This window comes from Aliivibrio finisterrensis, assembly GCF_008933155.1.
Lineage (GTDB): Bacteria > Pseudomonadota > Gammaproteobacteria > Enterobacterales > Vibrionaceae > Aliivibrio > Aliivibrio finisterrensis.
On the sequence record NZ_WBVP01000019.1, the window covers coordinates 17904 to 37911 of the forward strand.

At 38.4% G+C, this 20008-nt stretch carries 16 protein-coding genes, 2 pseudogenes and 1 riboswitch; of the genes and pseudogenes, 7 read left to right on the top strand and 11 right to left on the bottom strand.

The genetic code is table 11. The features are described 5' to 3' along the window. Positions 1-2: 2 nt before the first annotated feature. The 3 genes from F8B77_RS14545 to F8B77_RS14555 form a co-directional block, all read right to left on the bottom strand. On the bottom strand, positions 3-1472 hold the full coding sequence (locus tag F8B77_RS14545) for an MATE family efflux transporter (RefSeq protein ID WP_151656108.1): 1470 nt from the start codon (positions 1470-1472) through the stop codon (positions 3-5). Positions 1473-1565: 93 nt separating this feature from the next. Continuing rightward, entirely contained in the window at positions 1566-2312 is a 747-nt protein-coding gene (locus F8B77_RS14550; protein WP_151656110.1) for a hypothetical protein, read from the bottom strand. Between the two features lie 79 nt (positions 2313-2391). Then, entirely contained in the window at positions 2392-2550 is a 159-nt protein-coding gene (locus F8B77_RS14555; protein ID WP_130044619.1) for a hypothetical protein, read from the bottom strand. Positions 2551-2850: 300 nt separating this feature from the next. Next, positions 2851-2956, top strand: a riboswitch (glycine riboswitch). 97 nt (positions 2957-3053) lie between these two features. Between F8B77_RS14555 and F8B77_RS14560 the strand changes: the two genes are divergently transcribed. Together F8B77_RS14560 and F8B77_RS14565 are read left to right on the top strand one after the other, a co-directional pair. Further along, entirely contained in the window at positions 3054-4424 is a 1371-nt protein-coding gene (locus F8B77_RS14560; RefSeq protein ID WP_151656112.1) for an alanine/glycine:cation symporter family protein, read from the top strand. Positions 4425-4806: 382 nt separating this feature from the next. Beyond that, on the top strand, positions 4807-6495 hold the full coding sequence (locus F8B77_RS14565; RefSeq protein WP_151656114.1) for a mechanosensitive ion channel family protein: 1689 nt from the start codon (positions 4807-4809) through the stop codon (positions 6493-6495). Between the two features lie 66 nt (positions 6496-6561). On the opposite strand, the gene F8B77_RS14570 is transcribed toward F8B77_RS14565, so the two are convergent. Then, on the bottom strand, positions 6562-7191 hold the full coding sequence (locus tag F8B77_RS14570) for a LysE family translocator (protein ID WP_151656116.1): 630 nt from the start codon (positions 7189-7191) through the stop codon (positions 6562-6564). 235 nt (positions 7192-7426) lie between these two features. Here F8B77_RS14570 and F8B77_RS18050 point away from each other — a divergent pair, with 235 nt between their 5' ends. Continuing rightward, positions 7427-7558 carry a hypothetical protein gene (locus tag F8B77_RS18050; protein WP_130044623.1) on the top strand — a complete coding sequence of 44 codons (132 nt, stop codon included), beginning with the start codon at positions 7427-7429 and terminating at the stop codon, positions 7556-7558. A 153-nt stretch (positions 7559-7711) separates the two neighbouring features. Beyond that, entirely contained in the window at positions 7712-9193 is a 1482-nt protein-coding gene (locus F8B77_RS14580) for a carboxypeptidase M32 (RefSeq protein ID WP_151656118.1), read from the top strand. Positions 9194-9260: 67 nt separating this feature from the next. On the opposite strand, the gene F8B77_RS14585 is transcribed toward F8B77_RS14580, so the two are convergent. The 5 genes from F8B77_RS14585 to F8B77_RS14605 are packed head-to-tail and all read right to left on the bottom strand — an operon-like array spanning position 9261 to position 16536. Beyond that, positions 9261-10097: a helix-turn-helix transcriptional regulator gene (locus tag F8B77_RS14585; RefSeq protein WP_151656120.1), complete on the bottom strand. Its 837-nt coding sequence runs from the start codon at positions 10095-10097 to the stop codon at positions 9261-9263. Next, positions 10094-10966 carry a DUF7281 domain-containing protein gene (locus F8B77_RS14590; protein ID WP_151656122.1) on the bottom strand — a complete coding sequence of 291 codons (873 nt, stop codon included), beginning with the start codon at positions 10964-10966 and terminating at the stop codon, positions 10094-10096. The genes F8B77_RS14585 and F8B77_RS14590 overlap by 4 nt, the downstream gene beginning before the upstream one ends. Next, complete coding sequence (locus tag F8B77_RS14595) at positions 10959-12200, bottom strand: hypothetical protein (protein WP_151656124.1); 1242 nt, start codon at positions 12198-12200, stop codon at positions 10959-10961. Before F8B77_RS14595 ends, F8B77_RS14590 begins: the two co-directional genes overlap by 8 nt. Beyond that, positions 12200-12832: a hypothetical protein gene (locus F8B77_RS14600; protein ID WP_151656126.1), complete on the bottom strand. Its 633-nt coding sequence runs from the start codon at positions 12830-12832 to the stop codon at positions 12200-12202. Before F8B77_RS14600 ends, F8B77_RS14595 begins: the two co-directional genes overlap by 1 nt. 2 nt (positions 12833-12834) lie before the next feature. Continuing rightward, positions 12835-16536, bottom strand: a complete 3702-nt coding sequence (locus F8B77_RS14605; RefSeq protein ID WP_151656127.1) for an ATP-binding protein — start codon at positions 16534-16536, stop codon at positions 12835-12837. 230 nt (positions 16537-16766) lie between these two features. Here F8B77_RS14605 and F8B77_RS14610 point away from each other — a divergent pair. The 3 genes and pseudogenes from F8B77_RS14610 to F8B77_RS14620 all read left to right on the top strand — a co-directional run. Beyond that, positions 16767-17012: pseudogene (locus tag F8B77_RS14610) on the top strand (carboxypeptidase M32); the annotation flags it as partial. 166 nt (positions 17013-17178) lie between these two features. Continuing rightward, complete coding sequence (hipB, locus tag F8B77_RS14615) at positions 17179-17430, top strand: type II toxin-antitoxin system antitoxin HipB (protein ID WP_425277993.1); 252 nt, start codon at positions 17179-17181, stop codon at positions 17428-17430. Continuing rightward, positions 17430-18056 (top strand): annotated as a pseudogene (locus F8B77_RS14620) (HipA domain-containing protein); the annotation flags it as partial. The gene hipB and the pseudogene F8B77_RS14620, both read left to right, overlap by 1 nt. A 189-nt stretch (positions 18057-18245) precedes the next feature. On the opposite strand, the gene F8B77_RS14625 reads toward F8B77_RS14620, so the two are convergent. Together F8B77_RS14625 and F8B77_RS14630 are read right to left on the bottom strand one after the other, a co-directional pair. Then, on the bottom strand, positions 18246-19817 hold the full coding sequence (locus tag F8B77_RS14625; protein ID WP_151656131.1) for a cryptochrome/photolyase family protein: 1572 nt from the start codon (positions 19815-19817) through the stop codon (positions 18246-18248). A 37-nt stretch (positions 19818-19854) separates the two neighbouring features. Then, on the bottom strand, positions 19855-19995 hold the full coding sequence (locus tag F8B77_RS14630) for a DUF2256 domain-containing protein (protein ID WP_130087298.1): 141 nt from the start codon (positions 19993-19995) through the stop codon (positions 19855-19857). Positions 19996-20008: the final 13 nt, after the last annotated feature.

A 20008-nucleotide genomic window follows, 5' to 3' on the forward strand; every position in this document is an offset into this window, starting at 1 on the left:
ATTTATCCCGACAGAGAGGGATGATCTAACTTTTCCTTATTCTCAACACCACTTTGCATAATCACTGCATCGTTATTACAAAATGGTGTCATGGTTACCGTAATATCCCCTAAAGTATCCTCAGACGAAACGGCTTTGCAATGCTCTTTAACCATATAAGAAACATGAATTTTTAATACCAAAATACTGATAATACCAAACACAATATTACCTAGAGCTTGTCCATAAAGAACGCCAATACCGCCATACCACTGCGCCCCAAAATACACGAATGGCAAGGTACCAATAGTGGCTTTACTTAAATTCAGTGCCGTTGAATACAATGGCTTGCCTAGATTATTAAAAGACGTATTCGCAACAAACATGGCACCATTAAAAATAAAAGTAATAGCAACCACGGTACAGAATGTCGTCATAATAAGAGCAGCATCGTCCACCAAGCTAAACCAAGCAATAATTTGATCTTGAAGTAGGTACAAAATCAAAGAAACGAAGACACAATAAACCGATGAAAATAATAATGAATTTCTTAACGTCTCTTTTACTCTATCGACTCGTTTAGCACCGTAATTTTGTCCAATAATAGGCCCAACTGCACCTGACATAGCAAAAATCACAGCAAACGTCACAGGGATTAATCGGCCAATAACGGCGAAACCAGCCACAAAATCCTCACCAAATGGTGCAAGTGTCGAGGTCACTATCGCATTTCCAATTGGCGTTGCGGTATTGGTAATAATTGCCGGGATCGCAATAGTAAATATGGCTGGCGTATGATGTTTGATGTCTTTCCATTGAGGTAGTGTGACCAATTTATGAGTCACGATTAATGGATAGAGTGAGAAAATTAAAACCGTCAAACGTGAAATAACAGAAGCAATCGCAGCCCCTTCCACATTCATGTTAAAACCAAAGATAAAGATAGGATCAAGTACCGCATTCACAAGACCGCCATAAAGCGTTGCAAGCATAGAACGCTTCGCATCACCAACGGCTCTTAAGCCTGCCCCAGCAGCCATTGCTATCGCGATAATAGGCGTACTTGGTAATAAAATAGAAAGGTATGCTTGTGCTCGCTCTGCCACAACTCCTTTTGCCCCTATCATTGCAAGTAACTCAGGAATAAAGGAGAACATGATGATAGTAACAATACTATTTACAATAAAAGCGATAACTAAAGTACTTGAAGCCAGCTGTTTTGCTCTATCATTTTCTTTTGCTCCTAATGCCTTAGAAACAAGAGCTCCCATTGCAATGGATGAGCCAATAGAAACAGAAGTAGAAAAGAAAATAATTGTCCCAGCAAACCCGATAGCTGCCGCTAACTCAACCTGCCCCAGCATACTAATGAAAAACATATCGAGTAAATCAACAACAAACAATGCCATTAATCCGATAGAAGCCGTTCCCGACATCACCAATATATGACGCATTGTAGAGCCCTGAACAAATTTCGCCGATTGATCACTCACTCATCTTCTCCAATTACTGAAATAATTCTCAATACAATTTAAACCTATAAAAAAACCACACCAATGTGTGGTTTCTTTATTCAAAAAAAGTACTTACATTCCTAAATCTTCGCTAATACGATCGATCTCTTTAATGTCCATCTGTAATAATTGAAGTTCATCATTATATTGTGCAATTTGTTTTTTTGCTTCTTCTTGACGCTTACATACGTCCGATTTCACATCCCAACTTTTGCCTTCCAAATACACCGCACAATCTTTAGCAAGTTGCTTCTCATTAGCCTCTGCTACTTCAATTTTCACTTCAAGATCACCCGCTTCTTCTTTTAACTGTAGCTGACGCTGAAATAATTGCTTAGCACGAGACAACATAGTTAGCTGTAGATCAACTTGATTAGTCAATTGAGTGATTTGCTTATCTTGCTCTTCTACTTGCATACCCAATGAAGCGTTATGAGATTTTAATGCCCCGACTTCTTTGGTTATCGATGTGCGTTTTTTAGCTTCAGCGGCAATAGCTTGTGCCTTATCTTCCTCATTTACTTTCTTTTGCTCTTCTAAAGCTTGCTCTTTTTCTCTCGAAATCAACACATCAAGCTCTGCATTTTTTACGTCAGCTTGCTTCAATTCTGCTTGATATTGCTTGGCTTTCGCTTCTAGCTGAGTATAAGCCGCAGACCATTTATTATCAGACAGACTCGAACCAATTAGCCCGCCAGCAATGGCGCCAATGATTAAGGTAACCCCAGCAACCCAATGACTAGTTTTTGATTTTTCTTCAATAATGATAACGTCTTCGTCATGATCGTCAGTCGTTCTGGTTTGATTTTCTACACTCACGCATTAACCTCAAGCATTCATATATAAACAATAGATAGTATAGATGCATTCTCTACACATTTTATAAGTAACAAACAGTTTATCGGATCAGTTCTGAAATCATGATGTATGCCACATAAATAGCAACACCAATCACTGACGTATAAACCACCGATTTTTGAATTTTTTCATTTGCTCTGTATTTGAATAACAGTGCCGAAAGAGCAAACAATAAAATAATGACAGCAACTCGTAACATAGTACACCTCGCTTTTCTTATACTTTAGCACATTTTTACACTCTAAATACTTGAGTTATCGTTGTTATTTTGAACAAAGAAACCGTTTTCGATCAATTTTTATCTATTTTGTAAATAAAATGCATGACAAAAAAATGTGACTTGTCTAACATACTCAACTTAGCTACTACGTAGCTTACAATTTGTTGATCCGATGAAGACTGCAGGAGAGCGGCAACGCCATTTTTGGCAACGCCCACCGAAGAAGTAAATCTTTCAGGTGCCTAGTTCATTTTTATGAATAAGGTGAGGACTGTAGTTGGAGGAATCTCTGGAGAGAGCCGTTAAATCGGCCGCCGAAGGAGCAAGCCCTTATCTGAAAAATGATAACGGTGAAACTCTCAGGCAAAAGGACAGAGGAGAAAGTGATCCGATTAATCTCGGCTCTATACTATTGCCTATTTTTTTAGTTTTAGTACACCACTCTCTCTTCTCCTTTCTATATGTTTTATTAAGGGGAAACCATGAACACTTTTCACAACACGCTTGTTACTATCGATAACTTCATTTGGGGTCCACCTCTATTGATCTTATTAGTGGGTACAGGTATCTACTTTACGTTCCGACTTCGTATTTTCCAACTTCGTCACTTACCTACTGCACTAAAAATGGTCTTCTCAAAAGAAGAGAATCAAAGTACAGGTAAAGGTGATGTCTCTAGTTTCGCTGCATTATGCACCGCCCTATCTGCCACTATTGGTACGGGTAATATTGTTGGTGTTGCCACCGCAATAAAAATGGGGGGACCTGGTGCTCTATTTTGGATGTGGCTTGCAGCCGTATTTGGAATGGCTACAAAGTACGCAGAGTGTTTATTAGCGGTAAAATTCAGAAAAACAGACAGTAATGGCCAGATGATCGGCGGCCCTATGTACTACATCGAGTACGGTATGGGTAATAAGTGGCTCGCTAAATTGTTTGCCCTATTTGCTTTAGGCGTTGCCTGTTTTGGTATTGGTACTTTCCCACAAATTAACGCGATTGTAGATTCAGCTCACCTCACAATGAACGCGCCTGCATGGTTAACTGGCGGCATCCTTACTGTCCTTGTTGCCGTTGTAACGCTTGGTGGCATTCAATCTATTGCGAAAGTAGCAGAGAAAGTCGTTCCAACCATGGCGGTGATTTATGTTGTATCATGTGCATCGGTATTATTATTCCAAGCTGAAGCACTGCCTGCTGCCTTTCAATTAGTCATTTCATCCGCCTTTACAGGTACAGCAGCAACGGGTGGCTTTATTGGTGCGTCTATCATGCTTGCTATTCAGTCGGGTGTAGCGCGTGGCGTATTCTCAAACGAATCAGGTCTTGGTAGTGCTCCTATCGCTGCCGCTGCCGCAAAAACGGATTCTTGTGTAAAACAAGGGCTTGTTTCAATGACAGGTACCTTCTTTGATACCGTGATCATTTGTACTATGACAGGGTTAACCTTAGTCGTTACTGGTGTTTGGCAAGGGGATTCTGCTGGTGCACTAATGACAACTCAAGCATTTGCTATTGGTCTAGGCTCTGAACAACTAGGCCCTTACCTTGTATCGATTGGATTAATGTTTTTTGCCTTTACCACCATTTTAGGTTGGAACTATTATGGGGAGCGTTGTGTTACCTATTTATTTGGTACTAAAGGTGTTCTTCCATATAAAATCATCTTCATTGCTTTAGTGGCTTCCGGCGCTTATATGCACCTAGATACCATTTGGGTGATTGCAGATATTGTTAATGGTTTGATGGCGATCCCAAATTTGATCGGTTTAATTGCCTTACGCCACATAATTATTGAAGAAACTCACCTCTTCTTTAGTAGGAAAGAATCGACGCCCTTTTATAAAAATTAAAAAATCAAATATTTAACAAAAATAAGCGCCCTGTATCGACAAATAGAAACATTTTTGCAACCAATGCAGACCAGATGCTACTTAATTTGCTATACTTCCTTCACTACATAAAGTAAAACGTGGTGATATATGGATGTATTAACTCTGATATTTGGTTCAATTATATTAGTGATAACGATCGGTTTTTTGATCTCTTTTTTCAAAGCTCTATTTACTGAGTTTAAAAATTTGGATTAACTATCTAACCAGAAAATTACGTTTAAAAGCAGCTTTCCAAGCTGCTTTTTCATTTTTGTGACATCTGCTATTACATTTTCCCTGCTACTTTATCTTGTATTTCATTACAATATGTTTTATTCCACATCAAAATAATAGAGGTATTATGCGCTATCTTATTGGGCTAATTTTTCTTTTTTGTACCAGCAGCACTTTTGCAGATGAAGCTCAAGATCTAGCTGATTTAAATAAAATAAACACAGAGGTTGCCAGACTTAAGCAAGAAGCAGCTTCATTTACTGGGAATGATCTTACGGTTATACGTGTTCAGCAGCTTGATAAAAATAACCAACTTAGAGCCGTTTTAGCTGATTTAATTAACCGTCACGATAACGAAACCACCCCTTTACTGGTTACAGAAGTAAAAAACCAAATTACTTATGCCAATCGAACCATTGCCTATCTTGATAAAAACATAAAAGAAAAGCAAGCAGACTTAGATGATGCAAAAATCGAGCAGAAACTCACTCTACAAAATACTATCAAAGAATTTCAAGACTATTATTATTTGTCTTTAAACGACCAACTTACAAATTATCAATGGCTTGAAAAACTTGGCAGCCCAGAGTCCAGCAACTTAGTAAAATTCACACTTTTCATCGATCAAAAAATAAAATTTCTTTCTGCATCACTAAGTTTTGATAACAGTCGAGAGCAATTGCTTTCAAGTCAGCTTCAACACTCATCTGATTCAGAAAAATCTTCACTTACTCTAGAGCATCTCTTTTTTGAACGAAAAGTCTCTAACTCAACCTACGCCCTTGGTAAACTGATCACGATTGCGGATCAACTCAACATAAATACAATTGATTACAAACGACAAATGTTTTCTACCACAGGAAATTTTACTGAAGATATTCTAAACCCCACTGTCATTGCTGCAATTTTAAGCAACTGGTTGTCATCTGGCAGCGACTGGCTATTTAAGCATGCACCAGACCAATTCTTTAAGCTCTTTATTTTCTTATTAATCCTATTTACAACCCGCATACTGGCAAACCTAATTCGTAAAGCTGTATTAAAAGCCGTGGTGCAGCCACATTTACGAATGAGTAAATTAATGCAGGACTTTTTCGTCTCTATGTCGAGTAAGTTAATTTACTTTATTGGTATTTTAATTGCGTTTTCAAAAATTGGTTTAGATCTCGCCCCAGTTCTTACAGGCTTTGGTGTTGCCGGTATTATTATTGGTTTTGCACTGCAAGACACCTTATCCAACTTTGCGTCAGGCATGATGTTGCTTATCTATCGTCCATTCGATGTAGGAGATTTTGTTGAAGCTGGCGGTGTATCTGGTAAGGTAAGCTCCATGAGCCTTGTTAACACCACGATAAAAACCTTTGATAACCAAATCATTATTTTACCCAACAGTAAGATTTGGGGCGATGTAATTAAAAACGTCACTCATGAACGATTGCGCCGTGTCGATATGGTATTTGGTATTGGCTATGACGACAGTATCGAGCACGCAGAAAAAATTCTTGCTGAAATAGTGGATGCCCACCCTGCTACATTGAAAAAACCAGAGCCAAACATTCGTGTTCATACACTTGGGGCTTCATCCATCGATTTTATTGTACGCCCATGGGTGAAAACCGATGATTATTGGGATGTGTATTGGGATATTACCCGCGAGGTAAAACTGCGTTTTGATAAAGAAGGAATTTCGATCCCTTTTGCACAGCAAGATATACACGTACACTTTGCCAAGAAAGATAAAAAACCAAACGAAGAAAATACAATAGCTGAAGAGATTGGTAGCGTGATAGATTCTGCTCGTTCAAAAGAGAGTTAGCAAAAAAAGAATGCTATTCATGAAATCAACAACATCCATGTATAGCATTCTTATTTAATACGAGTTTTATTTTGAAACCAATAAGTTCGCACCTAATAAAACTAATACGGCTCCAGTCACTCTTTCTATGCGTTTCGTTACCTTCTCGCTAGACATTAACTCTTTCGCCTTTTCAACCAGTAGCGCAATTCCACCCTGCCAAAACATAGCAATAATAAAGTGAATACTCGCCATCAGTAACGATTGAGCAAACGCACTGTATTCAGGGTTAATAAATTGTGGCAATAAAGCCAAATAAAAAACCGCTGTTTTTGGGTTTAATATATTGGATAAAAATCCTTCTTTAAATGAAAGCAATAAAGGCTGACCCTCTCGGCTTATTACATTATTAACGTTCTGCGATTGATACTGGTTAAATGTACTTCTTATTGATTGTATTCCTAAATAAATCAAATAAATAGCACCTATGGTTTTTACCGCAGTAAACAGTTCCGCAGAGCTTACAAGGAGTACGGATAAACCAACCGCAGACATAGTGGCATGCACAAACAAACCGCAACAGATACCAAAACTGCACGTTACTCCATCTTTCCAACCACCACGAGTAGTATTACGAATAACCAGTGCAGTATCTAACCCGGGAGTCATTGTTAGTAACAATATAGCAATAAAGAATGCCCAAAAATCCGTTATCATGCTTATATCCATATTTGATTGAGATTATTGTTAATATAACGATTAAACACGAATTTACTATCATTAATTGTTGTATTTATAAATTTGAGTAATAACTCTATATATTCCCTGCATTCAATAAACTTAATAGGGATATATAAATTAGGCCATATAGAGATCTATTTGACCTTAATTCGAAAGTTATTTGGTACGAAGCCCGATAAGGTACACGCATTAATTCAGGGGGAGATGAGTAATGAATCACGTAAAATTTGAATATCGAGTAATGGGGTTTGGTAACTGGATTTCAGCAACCGTTTCTCGCGATATTGCCGAGAAATTGGCTGAAGAATACATATCTTACGGTTGGCCAGTAAAAATCAGTTAACCTATTGTCGCTGTTTGTGATAATTGATACCTCGCTAAATGCGGGGTATTTTTTATCTGTTTAATGTCATTGATTACTATAAATATTTTACCTTGCGATAAACATAGAGTTACAATCATTAAAAGTCAGAATAATTAAAATGAAGGAATATCTATGAGCCATTACCAAAAACTCGTTCAACACCATTTAAAAATCTCTCGTTTTGAGCATCTTTCCGCTATCTGTGGTTGGGATCAAGCTGCCGTAATGCCATCGGGCGGTAATGAAGCAAGATCTGAAGCCATGGCTGAATTGTCTGTTCATTTGCATCAACTTGGTAATGCCCCACAGCTTGCAGAATGGTTTGATAAAGCAGAATCAGAATCTTTATCTACTAATGAACAAGCAAGCCTTCGTGAAATGAAATCACAATGGCAACAAACCACGGCCCTGCCTGAAACCTTAGTAGAAGCGCAATCTCTTGCTGGCTCTAAGTGTGAGCATGCATGGCGCTCACAACGTAGCGAAAATGACTGGGAAGGTTTCAGCAAAAACTTTGCAGAAGTGGTTGCCCTATCTCAAGAAGAAGCACAAATTCGCGCAGAGATCACAGGCCTAACCCCTTACGATGCCATGCTTGATCTATACGAACCAGGAACCACCACTGAAAAACTGGATGTAGTATTTAACGACGTAAAATCATGGCTACCAACGCTCATTCAAAACATTCAAGAGAAACAAGCAACAGAATCAATCTATTTACCTGATGGCAATTACCCAACAGAGCAACAACGCCAGCTGAGTTTGGATGTGATGAAGTTTTTGAACTTCGATTTTGATCACGGTCGTCTTGATGTAAGTATGCACCCTTTCTGTGGCGGCGTACCGACAGATGTTCGTATCACTACGCGTTATGATGAAAACGATTTTGTGCAATCATTAATGGGAACCGTGCACGAAACAGGTCACGCGCGTTACGAGCAAGGATTACCAAAAGCGTTTGCAGGTCTGCCAGTAGGACAAGCTCGCTCAATGGGTATTCATGAATCCCAAAGCCTGTTTTTTGAGATGCAACTAGGCCGCAGTGCTGAGTTTATCTCTCAGCTCTCGCCATTAGTACAAAAGAACTTTATAAACGCAGATCAGAAGATCTTTGAGACCGATAACCTGCAAAAGATCTACACACGCGTAAACCCTGATTTTATCCGTGTAGATGCCGATGAAGCGACATACCCTGCCCACGTTATTTTACGTTATGAAATCGAGCGTGATTTAATGAACGGTAACATCAGCTATAAAGATATCCCTGAATTATGGGATGCAAAAATGCAGCAGTACCTAGGTTTAACCACTAAAGGCAACTACAAAAACGGTTGTATGCAAGACATTCACTGGACAGACGGCAGCTTTGGTTACTTCCCAAGCTACACACTAGGCGCCATGTACGCTGCACAGTTTATGGCAGCAATGAAACAAACCGTAGATGTAGAAAAAGCCATACTAAGAGGTGATTTAAGCCCTATCTTCACTTGGTTATCAGACAATATCTGGAGTAAGGCATCACTATTCTCAACCGATGATTTAGTGAAGCAAGCAACGGGTGATGTGCTAAATTCGAGTTTCTTTAAAGCGCATCTAGAGAAGCGTTATCTTTAAAATAAACAAATAAAGCGTCAAATTAAATGTAGAGCAGCACAGGTGCTGCTCTCTTTGTTCAATTACATTAAAATAACCACTTACTAACTTCATTTAAATTTTCTAGGTACAACGGCCGCACCGTAGGAGCATCTGATCGTTCATACTTATCAATAAGGTGAAATTGTAAGTAGTACTCCGCCATAGCTGCTCGTAAACTTACCTCATAGAAGTCCCCTTCCCCCTTATCCATCATAATCACACGTTTCTGTTCAACAGTTAGCGCTGGTTGAGGAGAAATTCTTAAAGTTATTCTCCGCATCCAACAGTCGTCATCCTTAGCTGTCCAAGATGAGCTACCAGTAATAGCTACATCCTTTATACGACTTACATTGAAATCTCTAAATTCTTTTCTGTACTCATCGTAAGCTCGGCAATGCCACCTGAGTCCACTGTTTGCCACTGCTATCGGATGTAATGTTCTTCTCATTCCTTCTGGATGACTAAGAGAATAGTATGTCACTTGGATAGCGAGACTTTTTGCTATTGCTTGTGTCAGAATGCGACTTACTTGTGGGTCAACATAACCCGAAATCGCAGATCCAAAATCAATGGTATTTTCCCCCCATAACGTTGAAGTGTAACTAACATTATTGAGCCTCAGGAATGCAGTATACTCCTCCCATGAGCCGTCTATGTACTGGAGATGAAACTCACTAGTTGGTTCGAATCTTTTCTCACTCTTATTGTAAGAAAGTGAGTCTGGATATTCTTTTCGATACTCCGCTAAGCTCTTAGTAATATTATTTACTGTTACCTGAAACAACACTGCTAGCTTAGAGGCATTAACCATTCCTTCCCAATAAGCGAGTAATTCGATAACTCTAAAACGAGCTTCTTTTGTACTAAGACCTCCTCCAATCATCGCTTAATCTCCAGATTCTCTATCACTTTTAATTGTGCTTTATGTACCACCAGGTGCTCTTGTGTAATTGCCAAACGTTCCAATTTCATTTTCATCAAGTGCTCTCTAACTACCTCTGGTGTGTGAGGATCCTTTAATCGCCTTAATAGCTGAGGCTGCTGCTTGTGGAATTCCTTAAGCTTACTTAACTTTAGTATTTCTTGAGATAAGCTTGTTGGTACTATTAGATCAATGGGTCTTACCTCTGCTACCTTTAGAGCCATATCAATACCTGCAGCATCGTAGTCAAAGAAGATTGCAACTTTTGCTGAATTACCTAAACTATTAATCACTTCCATCACAACTGACTGGTTATCACCATGCCCTTTATAGATCATTACCGCCTCCTTATATTCAGAAGGTATACGGTCGATGACTTCCTCCCAGTAAACCAAGGTTTCTCCGTTTTCTAAGATTATCAACTGCTTTATGCGTTCGACATCCAGATGACCTTTTCTTACAGATACTACAGTACCAACGGGCGTTGATATTTCCTCGTTACCTACCAAGGGAATTGATGATGCGAAGCTAGACATATTTATCATAGATTTAAATACGTCTCCTTTTGCCCATTTTTCATCAGGTACTGTTTTTGATGCGTCCATTCGGTTATCAAACTCAAGAGATAGATCTATTGCTGATTTACCAAATATTTCATCAAGAAAGTTTTCCAGTTTTCTCAACTCATAAGAGCTTAAATGAATTTTGCCACTTCGATAATCGCCTATACCTACTTCATCGCAAATCTGTCTATAAGAAGGTCTGTCTGGAAGCTGTCTTTTTGATGACTTAACTACTTGGAGTGCAAGTTTAAAAACTTTCTTATTCACGATTACTTTTCCTGAAAACCATATCTTTGATATACAAAGTACCGTCAAAAGGCTGAACAATATCTCTGACTTCTTCGACAGTTACATATCTGGAAATTGATTTTTTCTGTGCTTCATAATAGCTCATCACCATGATCATCCAATCTTCAGGCAGAGCTTCAACACCAAGAACTCCATAAGCATTCATTGCTGAAATATCTTCTTTGTGGGATGTGTCAGTAATAGCCTGAAATAGTAGCTCAACATTTTCTGTTAGAGGATCAAGAACATTTTCTAGAGTTCCTCCTCTTGCATCGGAGATTTTCTCTTCAATTTCTTCTGGTTGCTCAATATTCGGCTCTGGTTGAACCTTTTCCAAAGTATCCAGTGCCATATCCATCAGGAGCTCTTCATCCCTTGCACTACTGATATCAGCATATCCCCCCAAACGTTGTCTTTCAGCAAGAGAGGCGCAAGTTGGCAGCTCCATGATTCCTGATATATCGGGTCGATAGCCTGGTTGCTCTTTGAACTTGCTCGAGAAGATATCAATCAGCATGTTAAGCCGACGAACTGCTTTATCTTTTTGCAGTTTCTCTACCATACTGTTTAGCTTGCGATTGGTCGCTGCTAAGTCTTTTAAACAACGATCAATATGAGCTTTAAAGACTTTCATTAGTAAACGTTCAAGCAGTAAATCAGTTCCAACCCACTCTCTTATCTTTACCACACTTAAGTGGCTGATTGTCGTTCGGAGCTTATAGCACTCATCTTTGCAGCGGGTTGTCTGTCTTATACGTTCATCAATATCAGACACAACACTAAATTCATCAGAAACAATATAGTGATACATGCTTAACGCATCTGTAAGCATGTCCATTATTTCCATAACTATCTCTCTGATTTCATTAAAGTATTGCTCGTGAGTAGTATGTATCCTGACCTTCGATTTCTTGTAGCTCTCTATACTAAATTCTAAATCTTCAATAAGGCTGGAATATGCTCCTACTTTCTCTCTAAACCTATATCTGCTAGTAACATGATCTAACAAATTCCTAACTTTACTGTGAACCTGCACACCAAGGTTATCATCTACATAGTAAGCTAATCGGTTCTTTTCTAAGGCTGTTATTGCAGATTCATTTTCAGGTGTGTCGTCAATTTGACCAGCAGTGACATAGCAGCTTTCATCAACTACTTCTATATGCTTACTTAGTGCACGAATCGCTGATTTAGAATCTTCTTTACGTCCCATCAGAAGAGCTCCTGCTGAGGTTCTGGTTCATCATCTGGTAATTCGTAACCTTCAAATGAGTGAATAAATTCTAATTGTTCAAATAATAAAGACCATTTAGCTGTTGCTTTATACACTGCACCAGAACCACCAATCGATAGTAAGTATCCATTTTCAGATAAATAAGTCAGAACAGACCTCAGCTTGATTTTTGTTTCAACAGACCTTGAAACTTTTCTAAATTTAGAAGCAATCTGACTCAACAGTTCAGACATAGAGGAAGACTCTTCTATTGCAGATAGTAGCTCTGACTCGGAGATTCTTGTACCTGCTTCTATTGGGCGAGATTCCGCATCTACATTTCTTACTAATCTAAGCCAATCTATCAACGGTTCTAGGTCGGTGAGCATATGAGAGAACTTTTTCGTCGCTTTTTTTCGTCTCTTTGGATCTTCCAATGTCTCATATGAACAATAATAACCTTTACTGTCTTTCGTCTTTCCAACTTGTCTGGAAACTCGATGCAGAAATGCATTAACTTCGGAACGATTTATAGAGTCCTGGAGGAATCGAAAAGCTTCGGGATAAGAAGCTTCACATATAACTTTTTCATCAAGTAGATATTCAACCGTAATTTCAAATCTGGTGCTCATGATTACTTGCCCTCTTTTTCAGGTAATAAAGGATTTTTCTTATCACCTTTTATTGAAACATAACGTTTAATACCCAAGTTTTTGTCTACATAATTCTTGGTGGTAAAGTAGCGGAGTAATACAGGTGATGGGTTAGGCTGAGCACAAAACAGCGAGATGTTATGTTCATCCATCAATTCGAATAGGATCATCACGTTTTCGTCTGAAATTTTACCAAGTTCATCTAATGGCCAATGTATCCTAACATTATTGTCTTTACATAAGTAACGAGTCATTCCGCAGAACACAACAATCACTGCCAAAGTAGATATACCTTCACTACTAAGCCCCTTAAGATCTGCATCGGTTCTTATATTTACAGGTCGACCATTTTCTCTCATCGAGATATCAATATCGACTAAAGACTCTATATCATTACTTATCTGACAACTACGTAAAGAGTCTGTCGTACTTTGGAATATCGTGACAAATTCTTTACTAGGAAGAACATTCCGTTCGTTTTCCACCCAGTTAGACCAGACCTCACTAAACGCCTTTAAATCTTTCCATATATCAAATTCATCGACTTTTGATACCAACTCTATATTAATGTCGCTTAGTGCTTCAAAGTGATTTGTTGTATTTATCTCTTCACCAAGTGCTGAGGAAATTGATCTCACTTTTCTATTTAATGTGTCCAATGAATGGTAGAAACGCACATATCGTTCACCTACAGTTTTGAGTGACTCTAGGGTAACTTCTCTGATGTCGGGGATGGCTACCTCCAACAGACGTTTTACATCATCGACACCCTCAATTAAGAAATTTTCAGTGTAATTGGCATGAATCGAACGACGACTTCTGTCTTGTTCCATGTTCTCCCACAAAGCATAGATTTTATTTTTTGAACCTATACTTGTTAGCACCTCTCCCACTTTCTTTACTGCATCAGCGATGCTTCGACGCAATACTTTAATCCTATTAATGTTCTTTGTTAGTCGTTCAAGTAGCAGCTCTAAAGATAAATTATCTCTTATTTCGGATGATTCATGTGTAGCAGGGACTTTATCAAGTGCATCATTAACATCTGCATAGGCGTTATTTATACTCTTGTGCTCCTTCTCTAACCGACCTAGCTTCGTTTTTTGTTCTTTGATCTTGGCCTCTAGTTCTTTCAATCGCTCTTGGTGATTTTTCTTTTTTTCGTCAAGCTGACTAGATAGGCGAGCAACTGATACTGAAAGTTCAGTTGCTTCTTTTTCATGCTTATTTATATGTACCCACAACGATTTTTCCCAGCTACGATAGTCGTTGATTAGCTGTGCGTAGCTTTTTATTAGTTCATATTCACTCTTAGACTTGACCGCCCTTTCTTTAGCTACTTGCTCAGTCAAAGGATCGATATCTTTATTTTTCAATACCGCCTCAAAGATCTTCTCAAGCTCTTTACGTTGATTATCCGCAGTATCTTTAATGCCTGTAATTAATTGATCTTTCAGATCGATTTGATCTTGAATTGCTGCTTCTACAACCGAAGCGTTGGCTTTCAAAGTTAGTATCCCTTGTCTGGCAGTTTCTTCTAACTTTTCAACACCACTATCCGTTTCATGATCATATGCTTTTAGCTCTAAAATACTCTGCTGAATACGTTTATCAATTTCCCAAACCCTATTGGTTATGGCCTTCTCTATATCAATTTTTTTTGCTTTTATTGATAGACCTATCTCTTTTTTTTCAGTGTTCAATCTGTCTTCTTCTCTTCCCTGTTGAGATAGTTCTTTTTCGGACTGGGAGACCTGCTTGTTAAATTTTCCAAGTTCTGTTTTTATACGAGTTATATCTTCTTCATAATTAAGGATATCTTTTTTTAGAACTTCTCTTTGTTGCTTTAGCTGATTCTCAGACTTAGTAAACTCGTTCGGTTCAACAAGGTTGAGGTTTATTTCGAGTCCATACAGAGCTTGGGAACTTTCCCCACCGACTAATTGAGGATTTAAATTCTTCTGGCTAAGGAGCTCAGGTCGAATCACTTTCCCTATTGTGTCTCTCCAAGCGTATTTCGTTTCATTCAAAAATTCATGCAAACTATCAGGCTCAGGATTTAACTGCCTAGTGATTTTCTCTCTTTCTTTTTCCGTCTTACCCAGTGCTTTCTTTTTGAGTTCTAGTTCATCTAGTTTGCCGTCCTGAAGCTTTTTATCACTATCAAATTGTCTTCGTTTCTCCGATATATCTTTAGCTTGCTTTACTAGTTGTTCTTCAATTTCATTAATCTGGTTTTCATATGAATTTATTTCTTTATTCTCGTCTTCAGAATACAAAGAAGCCTCTGTTTTATCAGCGTAGAGCGCTTGAACATCATCATTAATACGTTGTTTTTCTGAGGTTCGACTTTTTAAAAATTCACGAATTTGCACATGCATTTCGTCAGAGCAATCACTTTCCCTTTGCAGAGCAAGCCTCAAATGCTTAGACATTGAGTTATCTAATGAGGATCGCTCTTCCTTTGCCTTGCTTAACTTATTCGTTGTATCTGTTTCCAGTTGACCAATTTTTTTTTGGTGGGCATCAGCCTGCTGTGATACCGCTTCTAATAAACCTGTGTAGTGGTTACTATCACTGTTCATTTTGGCTTCATAGCCAGACAATTCTTCATACTGGGATATCTTGGTTGTAATGTTCTCCTTCCCCTCCCACCGTTCTCTTTCATCATATATCGTCTGAATTAGGCTATTTTTACCCTCTAGGTTATTAGACTCGTTGTTATAACGTTCTCTTAATGCGGCTGTTTTACTTTTATAATCATCTTCCAGATCACCTGTTTGAATTTCCAAGTCTTTTATTAAAGCCTCTGTAGTACTCAGATTTAATCCCACTTCAGAAGCAGCTTGGTCTAACTGTTTTTTATAGGCTAGCAATAACGACCATTGTTCTTTGAGTTCTACATCTTTATCCAAAGCACCATGAAACGTAGCACTATGCTTTTCAATCTCAACCAATACATTAAGGCTGTTGATATATTCTGCATCGTCCTTGTGGAAAGGCGCATCTCCGATATCTATCTGGTCAGATAAAAAGCTGTCTACCACCATCGTTTTAAATTGAGCAAGGAGCTTATCGTGTCTCAACATTACTGCTGTCAAAGAATCGATATGCTGCATCTGGGTGTCGTTTGTACAAAGTGAAAACTGGTAAGCAGTTGAGGATAATGATTGATGGGACTTACGTTTCTTTTGCAGGCGCTTTTTATCGTTTAGTAGAACTGCTCGGTAATCAATTGAACTTCCAATCTGATTACTTACATAAAAGTTTTTAGATACAACGTGTTTCAACCAATCATGCGCATCGTTAGTGCTGGGCAACTGATCCATAAGATGTTGTTGAAACAAGCCACCTTCTGCACTGCAATCAACAAATCGATAAGCTACCGATTTCTTCGACTTATACATTACAACGCACTTGAGTTCATCCAAACGCTTATACTCAAAAATCAACATTGACCGCGCTGATGGTAACAAAAAATCAGCAAATGCTTTCTTCTCTCCAGCTCGATTTACCAGTGAGCTCGGTTCTTTACCATAGAAAAAAGGAATAAGGCTAAGCATGGTCGATTTACCAGCACCGTTTGTACCCATATTGTTTGTATGTCCAACACACTCAACTTCTGTGAATCTTCCTTTGAAGTAACTGTGATGAAGGTAGATCTTCTGAAGTCCGCTTTCCATTTCGACACCTAATTGACCAAATATACACCAATACAATGTACATTGAATCAATATACATTGATAGTTGTTTTTTTGTACAACGGATAATCTGCGGAAACACTAAGTCATCTACTGAAAGACTTGAAAAAGAGTTTGTTTATTTCTCTATGGCTAAAAATAAGAAAACCAATCACGATGAACAGTTTTCTTAATTGAAGTTCCCTCAGAATAGAAGTATTAGAAAACATTTCTATACACCAAGCTACACATTAGGCGCAATGTACGCAGCACAGTTTATGGCAGCAATGAAACAAACCGTAGATGTAGAGAAAGCCACACTAAGCGGTGATTTAAGCCCTATTTTCACTTGGTTATCAGATAATATCTGGAGCAAGGCATCACTATTCTCAACCGATGATTTAGTCAAGCAAGCAACGGGTGATGTGCTGAATGCGAGTTTCTTTAAGGCGCATCTAGAGAAGCGTTATTTAGGGTAAGAGCTAAACGTTAATTCGTCACTTTACTCTACGTAATTAAGAAAATGGATGTGGTTTTGGCTGCATCCATTTTTTGTAATTCGTTTTTGAGTATCACTTTATCCCCGACAAGGGATGAGCCCTACTTTATACTCGATCGGGGATATCACATAATATGATGAGGTGTATGATGATTTATAATCCAAAGCAATTAGCTAACCATTTAAAGCTTATTAGAACCAAACGCAATTTGACTCAAACAGAACTTGCTAAAAAAGTTGTTGTAAAACAATCCACTCTATCTAGCTTCGAGAATCATCCTGAAACTACTCAGTTACAAACACTCTTTAAGATCCTTCATGCATTAGAAGTTCATTGCATTATTCAAGAGCAAGTCCCAACAAGTCACGAAGACAATTTAGACGATGAGGCGTGGTAATGGCTGTATTAATTGCATACATGAATGGTGAGCGTGTTGGAGAATTTACTAAACTCAGTAACGGTGCACATCAGTTTCAATACGATAAATCATAGATTGAAAGCACGGTAGGAAGACCTCTTTCATTATCTCTCCCCCTACAGTATCCAAAGATAACCAGTGATTGCGTTATTAATTACTTCGACAACCTATTACCTGATTTATCAGAAGTCAGAGATCGCATCGTTGCCAGATACCAAGCTAAATCTCGTCAAACGTTCGATTTACTTCATGAAGTTGGAAAAGACAGCGTTACTCAGAATAAATAATGAATAGTGTAGAAAATGAATACCTGTGCATCCAATTAGCGAAGAAGTTAGGATTCAATGTACCTAATGTTGAAATAATTCATTGCGATGGAATAAAAGCCATTGCTGTAGAGCGATTTGATAGACGATGGATTAAAAAATAACACCAAGCTATTAAGATTACCGCAAGAAGATATGTGCCAAGCATTTGGATTACCCTCATCAATCAAATATGAAGCAGATGGCGGCCCAAGTATAAAAACCATTATGGATCGTCTTATGGGCTCAAGCCAATCACTAAAAGATCGTGATGCTTTTATACGATTTCAGGTATTACGAATACGGTCAAATCGACTAGGCCATAACAATGACTCTAACTAAGTGACCAAATTTACCGTACCACTACAGAGGATTTCAGATAAATTTTGATAAAGTAAAGTTACATTAACAGTATATAAATGAGTATTTGACCTAACAAACTTCGAGACAAAAACAAGTCACATTACTCAACGTTTTAATCAATAATACCTACAACTCCTCAATATTCAACAACAACTGCTCCGCTCTATCTAAAATAACTTGCTGCTGCTCTTCTGATTTTTTCTTCCAATTTGCATAAACCATTCTGGTGCGGGGATTGTTATTAAACGCCTCAATATGTGTATGCATAAAGTGCCAATACAGTGCATTTAGTGGGCACGCTTTGGGTTCAGTTATTTGCTTCACGTTATAGTGGCAATCAGAGCAATAATCACTCATTTTATTTACGTAGTTACCACTGGCGGCATAAGCCTTAGAGGCAACAATGCCACCATCTGCAAACTGACTCATGCCCCGCGTATTTGGCATTTCAACCCACTCAATTGCGTCAATATAAATCCCTAAATACCACTCATCTACTTCGTCAGGTTTAATACCTGTTAATAGACAAAAGTTACCCGTGATCATCAAACGTTGAATATGGTGTGCATAGGCGAAATCAAGAGACTGTTGTATTGCATGATGCATACAATTCATTTTTGTTTTCCCTGTCCAAAACCAACTTGGTAATGATAATGACGCTTCAAGTTTATTTAGGTTTTGATAATCAGGCATATTGCGCCAGTAAATCCCACGCACAAACTCTCTCCACCCTAGAATTTGACGAACAAAACCTTCTATCTGAGCAATATCTATGGCATCTGGGCGTTGATTAAATTCCGTAATAGCAGCATCAATCACTTGCATAGGACTGAGTATTTTTGCATTAAGAGCAAAGGATAAACGGCTATGAAACAAGCTCCATTGTTTCTGCGTGAGCATATCATCAAGTTTACATGTCATTGCATCTTGAAATTTCCCAAACAAGGGTAAGCAATAACGACAGAAAAACACTAATAACTCACTCGCCTGCTGCCGATTTACAGGCCACAATAGATGATTATCTACTTGGCCTATCATCGTTACATTATGACGTTCTAGGCGCTTAAGAATATCAGTGACATCGTTCGCGAATAATAATGGCGTGGGTACACTGTCAAACTCACCTGCCTTTAATTTGTTTTGATTTGCACCATCAAAGTTCCACTTCCCTGCAACGGGATCCCCCTCTTCCATCAGAATATTAAAGCGCTTTCTCATTTTACGATAAAAGGGTTCCATACGATGATGATGGTTCGGCTTAAACTCTTTTTCAATGTGCGCTTCAGAGAGAAAGAAGTGTTCGCTTTCATAAGATTGAGAAGATATGGCTAACGACAAACAGTATTTATCGAGCATGTTACGTAAACGGTATTCGTCAGGGAGTTGGTACTCAAAATGGGTAATTTGGTGTTTAGCAATAAGGTGATTTAATAGATCGTCTATTTTTTCAAATGGCTCTGTATCGTCCAAGGTTAAGTGCATCACTCGATGCCCTGCACTTTCTAATGCGGTTGCAAACTGGGTCATCGCAGCAAAAAAAGCACACACTTTTTGCACATGGTGTTTTACATAGGCGGTTTCTTGATGCATTTCTGCAATCACATAAATCGTTTGTGGATCGCGGTGTTGAAACCATGAATGACTGGCATTTAATTGGTCGCCTAAAATAAGTCGTAATCGGTCAGCTGTATCGTTCATAATCATCCTTTATTTTAAACCTTTGTTTGTAAAATTATTATTCACTTTGATGCCGTAAAGACCGACAACGCCTAGAGCAATATTTAACCATAGGCCAATCTCGCTCCCATTTCTTTCTCCAACTGAATGGCCTTTCACAAACTACGCATATCTTCTCTGGTAACTGTGATTTTTTCATCGTTTTATGCCTG